Genomic DNA, 17,926 nt, shown 5'->3' on the forward strand with positions numbered 1-17,926 from the left:
TCATGGATACCAATAAAGGAATTATTGCCTGGTTTGCCCGCAATAGTGTGGCGGCTAATTTATTGATGGCCGCGTTACTCATAGGCGGTTTATTCAGTGCTGTGATTATTAACAAAGAAGTGTTTCCAACGTTTGAGCTTAATCTCATCAATATCAATGTGGCCTACCCTGGTGCTGCGCCACAAGAAATTGAAGAAGGGATTAACATAAAAATCGAAGAAGCGATTCAAGACATTAGTGGCATTAAAAAGGTCACATCCGTCGCCAGTGACAGTGTTGGTTCGGTGACCATTGAAGTGGAGGATGGTTACGATGTGCAACAAGTGCTTGATGAAGCGAAACTTCGGGTCGATGCAATTGCCACCTTCCCCGACAACATTGAAAAACCCAATATTTACCAAATAAAGCCTGAAAACAATGTTATCTGGGTGTCGGTCTATGGCGACATGACGCTGCATGACATGAAAGAAATGGCCAAAGCAATCCGTGATGACATTACGGATTTACCCGCTGTAACCCGCGCTAAAGTGACGGGTGTACGTGACTACGAAATCGGCATTGAACTGTCAGAAGACAAACTGCGCGAGTACGGCATCACTTTTACGCAAGTGGCTTTAGCGGTTCAAAACTCGTCTATTGATTTACCCGGTGGTTCTATTCGCGCTCAAGATGGCGATATTTTGTTGCGCACTAAAGGTCAGGCCTATACCGCAGATGACTTTGCCCAAATAGTAGTAGAAACACGCGCAGACGGTAGCCGTATTATGCTGCCACAAGTTGCGACGATAAATGACGACTTCGAAGAGCGTTTAGAATACACCCGCTTTAACGGCAAACCTGCCGCGGTGATTGAAATCACCAGTATTGACGATCAAAATGCATTAGATATTTCGTCACAAGTCAAAGCGTATGTGGCAGAACGTAAAAAAACTTTACCCAGCAATATTGAGCTTGATACCTGGGGAGATTTAACCCACTACTTGCAAGGCCGTTTAAACATGATGCTGTCGAACATGTTTTATGGCGCCTTGTTGGTGTTTATTATTTTGGCGTTATTCTTAGATCTCAAACTGGCCTTTTGGGTCATGATGGGATTGCCAGTGTGCTTTTTAGGCACCCTGTTATTAATGCCACTTGAACCATTTAATATGTCGATTAATATGCTGACATTGTTTGCCTTTATTCTGGTATTGGGGATAGTTGTCGACGATGCCATTGTCATCGGCGAAAGTGCCTACACCGAGTTAGAGGAAAACGGCCACTCATTGGATAATGTCGTAAAAGGGGTGCAAAAAGTAGCCATGCCAGCCACGTTTGGGGTATTGACCACCATTGCAGCTTTTATCCCAATGATCATGGTGTCAGGCCCCATGGGCATCATTTGGAAATCCATCGGTATGGTGGTGATTTTGTGTCTAGCTTTTTCATTAGTTGAATCAAAACTGATTTTACCGGCGCATTTAGCCAATATGAAAATTAATAAACGCAAAGCCCCCAAAAATGTGTTCTCACGCGTTAAATTTGCCATCAACGAATGGCTACAACATTTTATTCATCACACTTATCGCCACTTTTTAGAGCGCTGCATTGGCCGCCGTTATAGTGTGGTTGCCGTGTTTATTGGCGTACTTATTATATCGATAGCCCTTGTACAAAGCGGTAAGGTTCGTTGGGTATTTTTCCCAGATATTCCATCGGACTTCATTCAAGTACAGCTTGAAATGGAAGAAGGCAGCTCAGAGCAAAACACCCTAAAAGTGCTGCAACAAGTTGAAGATGCGTTATACAAAATGAACGCAAAACTTGAAGATGAATACGGCTACGCCATGGTGAAACACAGCTATATCGAGCTTAGCTCGCGCAGCAGTGCCTTTGTGTTTATAGAGCTCACAAAAGCTGAAGATCGCGACGTTGATGGCGTTGCCATAGCAGAAGAATGGCGTAAACAGCTACCTGAGTTACTGTCGGTTAAAAAGTTGAACATCAACGCCAGCACCAACGATGCTGGCGGTGATTTATCATTCCGATTAACATCAAGTGATTTAGACCAGTTATCAGAAGCAGCCAAAGTGCTAAAAGCCAAACTCGCCACCTATGAAGGCGTGTACGACATTACCGATAACTTCTCTTCAGGCTCGCATGAAATACGCTTAAACATCCGCCCAGAAGCTGAAGCTCAAGGGCTGACGCTGTCAGACTTAGCACGTCAGGTACGTTACGGTTTTTATGGCTATGAAGCTCAACGTATTTTGCGTAATAAAGAAGAAGTGAAAGTCATGGTGCGCTACCCATTAGAGCAACGTCGTACCGTGGGCGATCTTGAAAACATGTTGATACGCACCCCGTCAGGTGCTGCGGTACCGTTTTCAACCGTAGCCGAGATTGAGTTAGGAGAATCATACGCGTCAATTACACGTGTAGATGGTCGCCGCGCTATCACCATTACGGCTAATGTAAATAAAAACAACGTTGAACCTTCAAAAGTGGTCGCTGAAATTCAGGAAGATTTTTTACCTGAACTCACCGCTCGCTTTCCTAAAGTGGCTTCGGCATTAGATGGCGGCAGCCTGGATGAGCAAAATGCCATGTTGGGCTTAGCACAAGGCTTTTTCTTTGCCATGTTTACCATTTATGCCCTAATGGCCATTCCGCTTAAGTCGTATACCCAACCATTAATCATTATGTCGGTAATTCCGTTTGGTATGATTGGTGCTTTATTTGGCCACTATATGCTTGGATTATCCATGAGTGTATTGAGCTTGTGTGGCATCGTGGCACTGGCAGGGGTCGTGGTAAACGACTCGTTAATTTTAGTCGATTTTGTTAACCGCGCACGAGAAGAAGGTAAGTCGTTATTGCAATCGGCTATCGACTCAGGTTGTTATCGCTTTAGGGCGATTATTTTAACCTCGCTGACCACGTTTGTTGGCTTAGTACCGATTATTATGGAAAAGAGCTTACAGGCTAAAATTGTTATCCCAATGGCAACCTCACTGGCGTTTGGTATTTTATTCTCGACATTAGTGACGTTAATATTAGTGCCAATTTTGTACATCATTCTTGATGACATAAAACGCACATGGCGACGCTTTTTTAATTGGTGGTGGCAACCTAAAGCACCTACTGAACCACTTGGTCTTGATGAGCAACCTTAAGCACCGCCCGCAGTTAAGTTAAGTTAAGTTAAGTTAAGTTAAGTTAATAGAGCCTACGCCAAGCTTAGGCTACAAAAAAGAGCGAATGTCATCACATTCGCTCTTTTTATTTCAATATTTTATTTTGACTGATTGCCATAAGTGCGAGCTAAGCAACAAAGCACCGGCATAGAGTTAGCTACAATAATGCGATGTTATTCTTGTCATGTTAACCATTATGACCACCACACCCCCCACCTTAGTTTATGATATCGGCAACAACCGTTATCTTAATATCACCGCCAGATGTACCTTAAGATGCCAGTTCTGCCCTAAACACAATGGATCTAAACAAATTCATGAATATGATTTGTCATTAAGTAAACGGATCACTGCAGACGATATTATTCCATTGCTTGGGGATGTAAAAAAAGTTGATGAATATGTGTTTTGTGGTTTTGGTGAGCCTACGCTGAACCTAGAGTGTTTATTGCAGGTAGCTCATGCCATTAAGGCGCAAGGCGGCCGCGTGAGATTAAACACCGACGGGTTAGGTAATCACTTTCATCGACGTAATATTTTGCCAGAACTGAGCCAATGCGTTGACAGTTTATCGATTTCACTCAATGCCGATACCCCACAAAGCTATGAGCAACATTGTCAGCCAAAGCTTGCGGGGTCTTATCAAGCATTGCTTGAATTTATTCAACAAGCTCCGCAGTTTATTCCAGAAGTTCAAGTGAGTGCTATTAACGGTCTAGCGAATGTTGACATAACACGTTGCCGCGCCATTGCTGAACAAAATGGCGCTATATTTAAGCAACGAGAATTAGATAAACTGGGTTAACTCTGGATAAATAATTATCCACATCTAGGCGTTTTGCCTGCGCGAGCTTCATGCTAGTATTGCCATTCAGTGAATGCTAAAAAAGTGGCGCAATGTTTAAACGTACAGCAGTGAGTTCTCCTAACTCGTTATTAATCTCATCACAAGCAGCACGTTGGTCTCAACAACATATTCTGTCTCTGTTAAGTCAATTGCTTATACTGTTAATTACAGTGTTTATTGCCACCCATATGGTCGTTAATCTTGGCGAACGTCGCTTGCAAGAAGACTGGGCAGATCAGCGCTACAGCGAATTGCAAACTGTCGCGTCACTGGCATCAGACAAAGCCGCATTTTTGCAGTTTAGAACCCAAACATTTGCCAAAGCAGAATTACTGCGCCAATACCTGCAAACCCCCTCCAAAACTCAGCAACAAAAAGTCACCGAAAGCTGGGACTCTTTGACACAAAATATTCCAGAGTTATTGGGCCTAGCCTTATTTTCTCCAGAAGGTAAATTACGCTTCTCAACCACTGACAGTTTCGACAATATGCAGATCCCCGCAGCATTACTGGGCTCGGGACGTAATATGGGCGGCAGCGATATTTATACATCGCCAATGTCGTTCACACCAATTGACGGCATACTTGAGCCTTACTTCTATCAATTGTCGTGGATAGAAAATCCCGATCAAAGTATTAAAGGCTACTTAGTTACCTACAACTCAATCACCAAGTTGCTTGAGTCAATTAAGCCGGCCTTTTTTAATCATAATTCGCCATTATTGTTGCTCGACACTCAAGGCTTTTTATACGCAGGCGCTAACCAACCAGAGCCACTCACTAATATGCCCGATAATTTAGGCTCGAGTTTAAAACAAACTTACCCTGACTTATGGAAAGACATGGCCATGAATAACTTTGGCCAGTTCTATAGTACAAATGCGACTTTTGTTTATTTGAAGGTAGAGCTGACCAGCCAATATGAAACCAAAAGAGAGTATTTTTTACTGTCTTATATTCGCCACGATGATATTGCAGCGCGCTACCTTGAGTGGCGAATGGTGATCCTTATTGCTGGGGTACTCATCGCATTATTGGCATCGGCTTTAATCGTATTACGCCACTTATTCGTACTTGAACGACGCGCTAAGCACAACAGTTTGCAACTTAGCCATGGCCTATTTAACAGCGAATTAAGCTGCTTGATTATTAATGATAACGGCCGCATAGGCAGTGCCAACCCTAAAGCATCAAAAGCACTCGGCTTATCGATTGAAACCCTAATCGATCGCAGCTTTCAACGAGTATTAAACCTCGATGATGAGCGCGTTAAACAAATCAAAGAAGCTTTAGCACATCACCAACAGTGGCGCGGCGAAATCAGCATACAAAATACCAATAGCAGCACTTTGCAAACCCACATACGCAGTGAAGTATGCCCGCACAGTAAAGAACATTATTGGTTGGTCACATTTGACGACATCACCATTCTTTACGACAGCCAGCGTCAAGCTTACTTATATCAATTACTCAGTGATAGTGCCGTCGCAACCGCGTTAACGGATGCCAATGGCAAACTGATAAAGTGCAACAGTAAGTTTGATCATTTAATGTCGTTAAATGGGGAAACCAATATTGCCATCACTGAGCTATTGGGTAATGAACTTAACAATCAATGGCAAAATATTTGTGCGCAAATCAGCTTACAAGGCGAATGGACAGCGCAAATCATGCCTTTTACTAAAAGTCGCTACAGCCAATGCTTAAAAACCACTTTAGCGGGTCAGTTAGCTTATGACGGAGATATTGAGTACCTGATTTGTACGTTCGAAGAAACGGTACCAACTGTCGAGGTTAATAACAGCAGCAACGTATTTGGTCATCGCAGCGCAATTGTGTTACGACTTAATGAGCTTGAAAATCACTTTAATAATCTCAGTGAGCAAACTAAAGTGGAGTCGAGCTTAATGGTGATGGAGATTAACCCTGAAGGTATTTTCAGCCATATGGGTAATATGAGCCAATTAGAAAAGCGCCAAAAAGACATTGAGTTACAACTCTTAATTGAGCTGCCATTAAACTATCAAATATCGCAATGGCAGCTAGGTAAATTAGTCATTTTATTGCCCGACACGGATGCGACTAGTGCCTATCAATATGCGCTAAATGTTATGCAATGCTTAACTGAAAATAACCTTTGTGAAGGCATCAATATGGGAATTGCAGGTTACGTATCACCACAAACGCTAGAGCAATATTTGGCTAATGCTGAAATTGCACTTAAGCGTGCTAAACAGTCAGTTGATCAAAATATCTGCCAAGCATTTACCCGCCCAGCTCATACAGACCATCTTAACTAACGGTTAGCTCAATGAATGTTTAGTAGAATAATGACAACCCTGATTCAAGCGGTACTTGGATCAGGGTTGTTTTATTTAAGGCTCTACTTGATGATGGTCCACAACTTGAGTGTCTTCATTTAAGCTGCTTTCTGACTCCAACGTAAAGGGCTGAACGTTATCAGGCAGCTTGCTTTCGGTAATTTCAACAATACTTGAACGATTCATCGTAACTTTAAAGCGCGCATATTCAGGCTGTTGCTTGCCATCACGTAACACCGCAACCAGATTTACCTGGTAACGACGCTCAACAGATTCATTACTGATATTACCGTCGGACTCTTTATAAATTTTAGCTTTACCACGCTCTAAATGACGCGCAAATGGCACTAAGCTGAAGTTCACTTGCTCCTGGATTTGCGAATACCCCGCCTCAAACGGTTTATTGGCAACCTTTGTGGCAATACGATAATGCAACACGGTCGAGTCGACTTTGTTTTGGCTATGACGTTGTTTCATAATCTCAGACACAGTGTCGGGGATGTCTTGCGAACGCATAAACTCAAGCCAGACTAGCTGTTTTGCGACAATCGCCTGAGTGGTGGTATCACGTAAAATACGGCTCCAACGCGGGCGTCCTCGTTGTATAAAGCGCCACATCGCATTACGAAAGTCTTCTTTAAAGATTTCCCTGAAACCGTAAATAACCGCAAGCGTAAGTAATAATGTTAACGTTAGGCCATTAAAAAAGCCTTGAGCTTTAATAATTAACGCCGAAACGACTAACATCACTAACCCGGTGGCAAGACCTGTGACAAACTTTTTAAGCCCTACTCCCAGAGGTTTTAGCTCTTCTTTTAATACTACGCCTTGTTGGATCAAACGGCGCAGCAGCAGCATTTTATTCGAAATCCGATTAGCATCTAGCTGAGTTTGCATCGAATTGTATTTGCACACCATTTCACGGTAATGATTTTCACTGCGACATAAATTCAATACTTTCTCTTTCACGTCGCTAAAATCTGAGCTGCGCGGCGAATACGCTAACGTTTTAAGTAATTGTTGCTCACAAAACCATGAAAGATAATTATCTGCATGTTCAAAATACGATTTCCATTTTGGATCGCTAGGTTCATTTCGACGAAACTTTTTAAGGAGCTGGATCACGACATCGCACAGCTCATCGAGTGCCATATAAAATTCACTGGCATCACTTTTTTGCCGCAGTTCTTTGCCGTCGGTTTCAATGGCGACCGCAAATTGATAAGCAAATAGATTAAGGTATAAACGAAATTCCTCTAAGGTGCGCTTATTTAAACTGATAAAACGCGATTGAACCAACGGCAGGTGTAAGCCTTTAGAATAATAAGAGCGACGCCCAAGAATACCACTGTGATAGTATTCCTCTTCGTCTAGTGTGTGTGAGCCAATACCCATCTCATTAGGCAAATAAAAGTACAAATCAAAGGTACGCTGATCCCCTGGTGCCATTTGATGACTAAATTTGATTGATAATGCTTCTTCTTGTTTTACTTTAACTTTTGCCACAGTTTTTGATTACTTACCGTTTAAATTATTCCCTATGTTATGGATAGTAACCTAATAGGTAATTTATTCAATGTTACTGATGTAGATCTGCAGACGCTATCTGACAAGACCATAAACTGTTGCTTGGAATAAACTTCACTGTGGCGCGAGAATGCTCATTATCGATATTGAGTATTTGTACCTTAAGCGGTAAAGACTCAAAAAGCTGTAATCTATCCCTTGATAATGAAAGCTCATTGATGAGATAGGGATGCAAGATACTCTCGTCTTGCCATTGTCGTGCTTTTATCTGTAACGTTAATTGATAACTTAGCGAACTTAAATCAACCTCATTCACCTCGCCTGTTAATGCGGTAAATTCAGCCACCGTAGTGTTAGAACCTAGTTGATAATGCAATGAGACTTGTTGATGTTCAATGTCAAAGTTCAGCGTTAAATCAGTGGCTATTGCATCCGATTTAAGGGATTGAGCATTAGATAAATATCCATCAGCATGGCAGGTCAAGCGCCATAGATGATGTGGGGTTACCCATTTTTCAAGTGCACTGGCGCCGCTCAACACAAGTAACAAAATACTCAATATCAACGTCAACTTACCGCGTTTTGATTGTACAAAACGACGCGTTTTTCTGCGCCATCGTCGCGTGCGCACTGATAACCTAACCACAAATATGCACCTCATGAAGCCATTGCTGGGTAATAAATGGCAAGTGCATATTTTCTACCCTAACTTTCACATTTTTAAAGCGTCTTATCGGCTCATTAGATTGGGTTAGCATGAAACTCACATAGTGACGATCAGTAGAAATAGCCGCACTAATCGAATCCCATCGCACATCGTGACATAAACGCAATTGTGTGGATAAACACTCGGCATGCAAAATAGCATCTTGCGGGTGTTTCCCATCAAATACCGACAGCTGAACCACTTTGCCATTAGGCGTTACAACCTGTCGCAACACATCGGCTTTGGCAAGCAAGGGGGGAGTAATATGTGACCAGAGAAAAAACAGTAATGCTAACAGTGCGCCAATAATGACGCCATATTGGCCCAACGATAACAAGCGATTTGGTAAATCGAAAATTCTGGGATGTTTAACGTGAGTCATGGGGTATAAAATCACCCCTTGTTCTGGAATATATTCGATTAAGTCATTGTGGCTGTTACACAAATAATCGATGGTATGGTAAATAATACTAACGAGCTCAGTGTGGCTGAGTTGATGGGCAATTTCACCTGAAATCACCACTGCTTCTAGCATACTCAAAGGCACAACTTGGCCCCGATGCTGAACTAATTGAGTTAATACCCAATATTCATTATCGTTTAATTGCCACTGAGTCGAATTTGTTTGATCAACCAACAAACGTCGCTCATTATCAAACCAACAACATCCTATTTGCATCGTCCTTTCTCAGCGTCGCTACTGATAAAAAAAGTATACTCCTAAAGCAATAGACTTATGGGCAAATGGGCCTAAATCAGTAGATAAAAGTCTGGTTCCGTGAACCTAGACTCGAATATGATTATTTTTTGAGCCAGATATCATTGCATGATTACAAATATAGCGAACGCTAATACGCTGAGTTTTTTGCTAAAAAAAGCCATAAAAAAAGCTGGCTAAGCCAGCTTTTTAAGCGTTATCACATTGCATTAAAATGCGTAAAGCAATGTCATGTTGGTTTCAGTATCAGTGCTTTCTTTGCCAGCAAGTGGGTCACTGTTGTAACGTACAATCACTGCAAATTTCATCGCTAATGCACCCACGATGTTTGCCGTAAGTGATGTTTCAGAACGGGCATCTAATTTTTCACCCCAGTCGGCAACAAACTTCTGTTGAAACTTAGACGATTCGCCAAGCTTAGTTTGAAAGTCAACCACGGCGTGAAGAACCACGCTGTCATCACTATCATAACCTTCTGAAATAGCGAGCTCATCATCAAGCTGCTGATAAATATAACCAGGACCCGCTTCTGCTTTTAATGACATTCTTTCGGTGTCAATAAAACGATAACCGTAACCCGCTGAGGTTGTAGAGGTAAAGTCGTAACCGGTGAAAGGGTCTACTTCGTAGTTAGTGTTAGCAAACAAGTAGCTAAGGTCATCAATTTGATAGTCGCCCTGTACACCAAAGAAGTAGCGTTTAGCCGTAACTTCGTCAGTGTCTTCCTTGTATAAACCTTCGGCGACATATTGGTTTTCCCAATTACCTAATTCTTGCTTTAAGGCTAAACGCGCTTTAAAAGAAGAGGTATCGGTGTTACCCGTGGTTAACGTAGCGCCCAATTCAGCTTCGCCTGCAAGAGTCGCATCGCCTTCAACAAACTCACTTCCAGCATGTGCTGCAAATGGCATGGCCAGTGTAATAGCTGCAGTTAGTAGCAGTTTCTTCATGTCATTTCGTCCTTTAATTACGATTTACAAAAACGTTTGGATGGCTATCTTGTCCAAATTTGTTCGCATATTAACACTTTAACCACAAGATTGAAAAAATAGTGACCAAAATCAATATTAACTTGCTTACATGAACCCAAGATTTAATCCTAAAAAATGAATACGAATCATGAGTACGAAACGATCTGCTTAACTCAATAATATTTAAAACGAGGTAACCATATTTAGGCTATTAAGCTTTTTGTTTGCCAACGTCCGCTGCGCCAGCGCCACAACATCGCCAACCCTCTCACCCATTCATCTAACGCTAAAGCAGCCCAAATGCCTAACAAACCAAACTCATAATGAATGCCGAGCAAATATGCGCCAGGTACAGCAATGCACCACATCGAAAATAAGCCCATAAAGAACGGGAACTTAGCATCTCCGCTCGCTCGTAATGCATTAATCACAATAAGATTAAATGTTCGCCCAGGTTCCATCACCAACGTGAGTATAAATAATTGGCCAACAAGCAAAGCGATGTCTGCTTCATCGGTAAATAAGCTCACAAGATTTGGGCCCCATATCGCCACAAATAATGCCACTATCGTGGTAACAATTAGGCCTAACTTTAATGCGCGATACATTTGGTGCTCCGCGGCTTTAAGCTTTTTCGCGCCCACCATATGACCAATAATGATTTCGTTACCGATACCAATCGATAATCCAAACAGTAAAATGAACATACAAATTTGAAAATATAACGACTGTGCTGCCAGCGCTTTATCACCCATTAATCCCACAAATGAGGTGACCACCATAAATTGCAGCATCCATGACACGTTTTCACCCGCCGCGGGCAAGCCAATATGGAACACTTTTTTGAGCATCTTTGTTTCTGGGCGCAATATGCTTGGAATATGTAACGTAATGCCGGTATAGCGCACAAACAGCACCGCCATAATAGTCATGCCTACAAGTCGCCCCGCAACCGTACTAATCGCCACTCCAGCGACGCCCATTTGCGGTAAGCCAAACCAGCCGTAAAGCAGTAATAAATTACCCACAAAAGTAATCACGTTCATCGACAACGTAACCCACATGGCTTGTTGAGTAAATCCATGGGCACGCATGCCTGCGGCTAAACACATTGCCATGGCTTCGGGAATAAGACACAAGCCGACAATTTGCAGATACAACTCTCCATCTGCCATTAATTCTGCGGGCAGGTTCATTAAATTCAACATCATAGTGGAGCCGGTTAAAATACCCACGGCAGCCACTAATCCCACTAAAAAGTTAAACCCAATAGATGAGTACACCACAGCACTGGCCGCGGATTTATTTTGTGAGCCCAAATATTGGGTAATCACCACACTCGCGCCAATACTGACGAAACTAAATAACGTAATCGCCAGTTCAAACACCATATTACCGACCGATAAAGCGGCTACACCTTGGTATGACACATGGCTGATCATAAACGTGTTAATTGCTGCGGTTAAAAAATGCAGCGCAAAGTCCACAAACAGTGGCCAAGTCAATGAAAACAATGATAAAGGCTTGTCTGAATTTGAATGCATTAGGTATTCTACTGTGAAATTGAAATTGCGATCTAGATAGGGTTATATCAATAAAACATGACATTTTAAGGGCGCAAAGCATGCGTAATGACGTATAAAAAAACAACATTTTTCGTAATTTATTTACAAAAAAATGGCCCACTGAATTCAGTGGGCCATTTAATAACAATATTAGCTAACTTGGTTTACATGATTTTTGGATCAAGTTCACCAGATTGATACGCTTTATACATAGCTTGTAAAGACTTAGGCTTAATTTTAGACGCCATACCCGCACAGCCAAACGCTTCGTAACGAGTAGTACAAATGTCTGCCATTGCTTCCATCGATGCTTTTAAGAATTTACGTGGATCAAATTCAGCAGGATGTTCAGCTAAGAACTTACGAATAGCACCTGTTGACGCTAAGCGTAAATCAGTATCGATGTTCACTTTACGCACACCGTGCTTGATACCTTCGACGATTTCTTCTAATGGTACGCCGTAAGTTTCTGGAATTTCACCACCGTATTGGTTAATGATCTGCAACCACTCTTGCGGTACCGATGAAGAACCGTGCATAACCAAATGAGTGTTTGGAATACGTGCGTGAATTTCTTTAATACGGTCAATACGCAGTACATCACCGGTAGGCTTACGGCTAAACTTGTAAGCACCATGGCTAGTACCAATTGCAATCGCTAATGCATCTACATGAGTGTCTGCAACAAAACGTGCCGCTTCTTCTGGTGTTGTAAGCATTTGATCCATGCTTAAAATACCTGATGCGCCAACGCCATCTTCTTCGCCTGCCTGGCCAGTTTCTAAACTGCCTAAACAACCGATTTCACCTTCAACAGACACACCACACGCATGTGCAAATGCAACCGTACGACGAGTCACATCAACGTTATAGTCATATGACGCAGGTGTTTTACCATCCGCCATTAACGAGCCGTCCATCATTACTGATGACATGCCTAACTGAATTGAACGCTGACAAATGTCAGGATCAGTGCCGTGGTCTTGATGGATACAAACCGGAATATCAGGATACTGCTCAAGAGCAGCAGCCATAAGATATTTTAAAAACTGTGGGCGAGCATATTTACGCGCACCAGCAGATGCTTGCACAATCACAGGGCTGTCTGTTGCTTCAGCCGCTTGCATAATGGCACGCATTTGTTCAAGGTTGTTTACGTTAAATGCAGGGACGCCATAACCATGCTCAGCAGCATGATCAAGCAGTTGTCGTAGAGAGATAAGAGCCATTTTGTTCTCCATTAATAGGGTGATTACTCACCTAGGTCGCTATCGTTTGGACGGATTTTTAACTCTGCCACCACCGACATCCTGTCGATGATGACAAAGCATTTTTTTATAATAATTATTATTAGGTATTACAACACAAATGCTGAATACGTGAACTTAAGCGCCACGTTTTTCAAGCATTGCTACAGCAGGTAATTCTTTGCCTTCTAAAAACTCAAGGAAAGCACCACCACCAGTAGAGATGTAAGACACTTTGTCAGCAATATTATATTTATCTACGGCTGCGAGCGTGTCGCCACCGCCTGCAATAGAAAATGCTTTCGAATTGGCAATTGCTTGCGCAATACGTTTAGTGCCTTCACCAAATTGATCAAACTCGAATACGCCCACAGGGCCATTCCAGACTATCGTACCGGCTTGTTCAATTATTTTTGCCAGTGCTTCTGCGCTATCAGGACCGATATCAAAAATCATATCGCCATCAGTGACATCAGCGACTGATTTAAGTGTAGCCGAGGCCGTTGGGCTAAACTCACTGGCCACAACCACATCTGTTGGTACCGGAATATCACCACCACGGCTTCTCGCATTTGCCACAAGACGCTTAGCTTCTTCAACCAAGTCTGCCTCATATAATGACTTACCGACTTTATAACCTGCAGCAGCAATAAAGGTATTAGCAATACCGCCACCCACAACAAGCTGGTCAACTTTGGTCGACAGGCTTTCAAGTACCGTTAACTTAGTTGATACTTTTGAGCCACCCACAATGGCTACCATTGGGCGAGCAGGATTATCAAGCGCTTTGCCTAATGCATCTAATTCTTGTGACAATAGTGGGCCAGCACAAGCAACAGGAGCATAAACACCTACACCGTGGGTAGATGCTTGAGCGCGGTGAGCGGTACCAAAGGCGTCCATGACATAAACATCACATAAAGCCGCCATTTTTTTAGACAGGGCTTCATCGTTTTTGCCTTCGCCTACGTTAAAACGAACGTTTTCAAAAACAACAACTTCGCCAACATTCACATCAACGCCATCAAGATAATCACTCACTAAGCGCACTGGGCAATCAAGCGCTTTAGCTAAGTAATCGACTACCGGCTGCATTGAATATTCTGCATTAAACTCACCTTCAGTTGGGCGACCTAAATGCGACATCACCATTACGGCGGCGCCTTTTTTCAGTGCGAGTTGAATGGTTGGTAATGATGCACGTAAACGCGCATCACTGGTCACAACGCCATCACTGACAGGTACGTTTAAATCTTCACGAATAAGCACACGCTTATTTTGCAGATCTAAATCTGTCATATTAATAATTGCCATAATTAGCATTTCCTTTTTAAGTTAAAAACAAATCTTGTATTGAGTTAGATGACGACTAGGTTTACAAATCCTAATGCTCATCTCTCAAGTAACCGGCTTAGCGCCCATTACTAAAATATTTGACCTTATTGGTCGGGTTGCTTTGCTTGGATCATCGCTAAGCTCGTATCGAGCATGCGGTTCGCAAAGCCCCACTCGTTATCGCACCATAAAAGTAATTTGACTAAATGTCCGGCGCTTACACGTGTTTGGGTACCATCAACAATACTTGAGCGTGGATCGTGGTTAAAGTCGCACGACACCAACGGCTCGTCAGTATAACCTAAAATACCATTAAAACTGCCGTTTGACGCACGTTGCAGCACACTGTTAATTTGTTCAATATTGACTTTTTTCTCTAACGTGACTGACAGGTCGATCGCGGTCACATTGATGGTTGGCACTCGAACAGATATGGCCTCAAACTTATCTTTCATGTGCGGCAAAATACGCTCAATGCCTCGCGCTAATTTTGTGTCTACCGGAATAATAGATTGGCCCGCTGCGCGCGTTCGACGTAAATCATCATGATAGGCGTCAATCACTTGTTGGTCGTTCATTGCTGAGTGAATGGTAGTAATGGCGCCACTTTTGACTTCAAAATGTCTGTCTAACACATCGATAACCGGCACAATACAATTGGTTGTACATGACGCATTAGAAATAATGGTGTGCTCAGGGCGCAATAAATCATGATTAACACCGTATACGATGGTGCCATCAACATCGGCTGACGATGGGTGACTAATCAACACTTGTTTGGCGCCGGCATGAATATGCGCTTCGCACGCTTGGCGTTCAATTAAACTGCCTGTCGCTTCATACACTATATCGATATCGAGCTCTGCCCAGGGCAATAAATTGGCATCTGCTTGATTGAGTAATTGAATGCTGTCATCGCCAATCAGTAACTTATCGCCATCGAGTTTAACGGCATACTGAAAACGACCATGAGTGGTGTCATATTGAGTGAGATGACAAATAGCCTCAGGCTTGGCGAGCTCATTAATGGCCACTATCTGAATTTGCTGACGTTTTCCAGACTCGTACAATGCACGAAGAATTGAGCGGCCAATCCGGCCATAACCATTAATTGCAACTCGAATCATTTAGGGTCCAGAGTAATTAATCAACGCACAAATGGGGTTACGCATAAGTAACAATCCACTAAGCGATTGATTTATTTTATCAAATTACGTGAAATTGCAGGCATAAAAAAACGACCTACAATTGCATTGCAGGTCGTCATTATACAGATTAAACACTTAATAGATAAGTGTTTAATGGCACGCTATTATCCTAAAGACTGGACAGTTTTTACTACATTATCAACAGTGAAGCCGAAATGCTTAAGTAAGTCACCGCCTGGCGCTGATTCACCAAAGGTGGTCATGCCCACTACGCCGCCGTCAAAACCAATGTACTTGTACCAAAAATCAGCATGCGCAGCTTCAATTGCCACACGCTTAGTGACTGCTTTTGGTAGCACTGATTCTTTATATGCTGCATCTTGCTTATCAAATTCAGTCGTTGATGGCATAGAAACCACACGCACTTTTTGACCTAGCTTAGTTAACTCTGCAGCAGAATCCATGGCTAATTGCACTTCACTGCCAGTCGCAATCAAAATCACATCAGCAGTGCCTTGACAATCAGACAGTACATAAGCCCCTTTAGCCACGTTAGCTAATTGCTCTGCGGTACGCGCTTGGGCTTTAAGACCCTGACGACTAAAGATTAATGATGTAGGTGCATCACGGCGTTCAATGGCCGCTTTCCAAGATACAGCAGTTTCCGCAGCATCACATGGACGCCATACCGCCATATTTGGCGTTAAGCGTAAGTTTGCAAGTTGCTCAACCGGCTGGTGAGTTGGGCCATCTTCACCTTGACCGATAGAGTCATGGGTATAAACGAAAATGTTTTGAATGCCCATTAATGCTGACATACGTACTGCGTTACGTGCGTACTCCATGAACATCATGAAGGTTGCGCCATAGTTAATAAAACCACCATGTAACGACGCGCCGTTCATAATACCGCTCATACCGAATTCACGTACACCATAATAGATGTAGTTACCGGCAGGATCGTCTTGAATACCTTTTGAACCAGACCAAAGCGTTAAGTTTGAACCCGCTAAGTCTGCGCTACCGCCAAGTAATTCAGGCAACATAGCACCAAAGAAACCAATGGCATTTTGAGACGCTTTACGGCTAGCAATACCTTCAGCTTTATCTTGGCTTTCTTGGATAAACGCTTGTGCTTTAGCTTCGAAATCTGCAGGTAAATCGCCTTTTAATACACGACGATCATATTCAGCAGCTAATTCTGGGAACGCAGCTTGGTACGCAGCAAACTTATCATTCCATAATGATTCGTTAGCCACACCTTTTTGCTTAGCATCCCAACCAGCATACACGTCAGACGGAATATCAAACGGCGCATGTGGCCAGTTTAAGAATTCACGTGCGGCTGCAATTTCAGCATCACCTAGTGGCGCGCCGTGACAGTCATGGCTGCCAGACTTGTTTGGCGAACCAAAACCAATAATGGTTTTGCAGCAAATCATAGATGGCTTATCTGTTACAGATTTAGCTTCTTCAATTGCTGCACGGATAGCATCAGGATTATGACCATCAACACCAGCAATAACATGCCAGCCGTAAGCTTCAAAACGCTTAGGGGTATCGTCAGTAAACCAACCTTCAACATGACCATCGATAGAAATACCGTTGTCATCCCAAAATGCCACTAACTTACCAAGGCCTAATGTACCGGCTAATGAACTGGCTTCGTGAGAAATACCTTCCATTAAACAACCGTCACCTAAGAAACAATAAGTGTAGTGGTCAACAATATCGTGACCAGGACGGTTAAACTGTGCAGCTAGGGTTTTTTCCGCAATCGCCATACCCACAGCGTTACTGATACCAGCACCTAAAGGACCCGTTGTGGTTTCAACACCAGGGGTATAACCATATTCAGGATGACCAGGTGTTTTAGAATGCAACTGACGGAATTGCTTTAGCTCTTCGATAGGCAATTCATAACCAGATAAATGCAGTAAAGAGTAGATAAGCATAGAGCCATGACCGTTTGACAGAACAAAACGATCGCGATCGACCCAGTTAGGATTAGTTGGATTGTGCTTTAGAAAATCATTCCATAGCACTTCGGCGATATCAGCCATCCCCATTGGGGCACCTGGATGACCAGAATTGGCTTTTTGAACCGCATCCATACTTAGGGCGCGAATAGCGTTAGCGAGTACTTTACGAGATGACATGCTCTCTCCTGCTTGTTTGTAAGGTCTAACGGGCAATTGTGAAGCCATATTTTCCCCTACAAGGCGATGTGACGCAAATTAAAATTTCTCTCATTACATTTTTTGTCGCTAATAAAGCACATTTTTGACCACTACAGGTCTCAAAACAGCTCAATTTTATACACCACCTCTCAAAAGTAAAAACCAATCTGAGACATTGATGTTTT

At 42.8% G+C, this 17,926-nt stretch carries 12 protein-coding genes; 3 read left to right on the top strand and 9 right to left on the bottom strand.

Going from position 1 to position 17,926, the window contains the following annotated elements; all coding sequences use genetic code 11:
* Positions 1-2 precede the first annotated feature (2 nt).
* The 3 genes from AC19MX_RS16120 (at position 3) to AC19MX_RS16130 (ending at position 6,323) form a co-directional block, all read left to right on the top strand.
* Positions 3-3,155, top strand: a complete 3,153-nt coding sequence (locus AC19MX_RS16120; RefSeq protein WP_498299184.1) for an efflux RND transporter permease subunit — start codon at positions 3-5, stop codon at positions 3,153-3,155.
* A gap of 217 nt (positions 3,156-3,372) precedes the next feature.
* A complete protein-coding gene (locus AC19MX_RS16125) occupies positions 3,373-3,981 on the top strand; it encodes a TatD family nuclease-associated radical SAM protein (RefSeq protein ID WP_498299185.1) in 609 nt (202 codons plus the stop codon).
* A 92-nt stretch (positions 3,982-4,073) separates the two neighbouring features.
* Positions 4,074-6,323 carry a PAS domain-containing protein gene (locus tag AC19MX_RS16130; RefSeq protein ID WP_498299186.1) on the top strand — a complete coding sequence of 750 codons (2,250 nt, stop codon included), beginning with the start codon at positions 4,074-4,076 and terminating at the stop codon, positions 6,321-6,323.
* A 75-nt stretch (positions 6,324-6,398) separates the two neighbouring features.
* Here AC19MX_RS16130 and AC19MX_RS16135 read toward each other — a convergent pair whose 3' ends face one another.
* From AC19MX_RS16135 to tkt, 9 genes are all read right to left on the bottom strand, one after another.
* Positions 6,399-7,850 (bottom strand): hypothetical protein, encoded by a 1,452-nt coding sequence (locus AC19MX_RS16135; protein ID WP_432402450.1) that lies wholly within the window; start codon positions 7,848-7,850, stop codon positions 6,399-6,401.
* 73 nt (positions 7,851-7,923) lie between these two features.
* Positions 7,924-8,502 carry a hypothetical protein gene (locus AC19MX_RS16140; RefSeq protein ID WP_498299187.1) on the bottom strand — a complete coding sequence of 193 codons (579 nt, stop codon included), beginning with the start codon at positions 8,500-8,502 and terminating at the stop codon, positions 7,924-7,926.
* 7 nt (positions 8,503-8,509) lie between these two features.
* Complete coding sequence (locus AC19MX_RS16145) at positions 8,510-9,217, bottom strand: hypothetical protein (RefSeq protein WP_498299188.1); 708 nt, start codon at positions 9,215-9,217, stop codon at positions 8,510-8,512.
* Between the two features lie 287 nt (positions 9,218-9,504).
* The gene (locus tag AC19MX_RS16150) at positions 9,505-10,245 is read right to left on the bottom strand and encodes a DUF481 domain-containing protein (RefSeq protein ID WP_498299189.1); all 741 of its coding nucleotides are present in this window, start codon (positions 10,243-10,245) and stop codon (positions 9,505-9,507) included.
* A gap of 224 nt (positions 10,246-10,469) precedes the next feature.
* Positions 10,470-11,810 carry an MATE family efflux transporter gene (locus AC19MX_RS16155; protein WP_498299190.1) on the bottom strand — a complete coding sequence of 447 codons (1,341 nt, stop codon included), beginning with the start codon at positions 11,808-11,810 and terminating at the stop codon, positions 10,470-10,472.
* A 185-nt stretch (positions 11,811-11,995) separates the two neighbouring features.
* A complete protein-coding gene (fba, locus tag AC19MX_RS16160; protein WP_188958423.1) occupies positions 11,996-13,060 on the bottom strand; it encodes a class II fructose-bisphosphate aldolase in 1,065 nt (354 codons plus the stop codon).
* Positions 13,061-13,216: 156 nt separating this feature from the next.
* Positions 13,217-14,392, bottom strand: a complete 1,176-nt coding sequence (locus AC19MX_RS16165; protein ID WP_432402460.1) for a phosphoglycerate kinase — start codon at positions 14,390-14,392, stop codon at positions 13,217-13,219.
* A 125-nt stretch (positions 14,393-14,517) separates the two neighbouring features.
* Complete coding sequence (epd, locus tag AC19MX_RS16170) at positions 14,518-15,540, bottom strand: erythrose-4-phosphate dehydrogenase (RefSeq protein ID WP_498299191.1); 1,023 nt, start codon at positions 15,538-15,540, stop codon at positions 14,518-14,520.
* A gap of 185 nt (positions 15,541-15,725) precedes the next feature.
* Positions 15,726-17,720: a transketolase gene (tkt, locus tag AC19MX_RS16175; RefSeq protein ID WP_498299192.1), complete on the bottom strand. Its 1,995-nt coding sequence runs from the start codon at positions 17,718-17,720 to the stop codon at positions 15,726-15,728.
* Positions 17,721-17,926: the final 206 nt, after the last annotated feature.

It is taken from the genome of Shewanella sp. MF05956, from assembly GCF_059758055.1.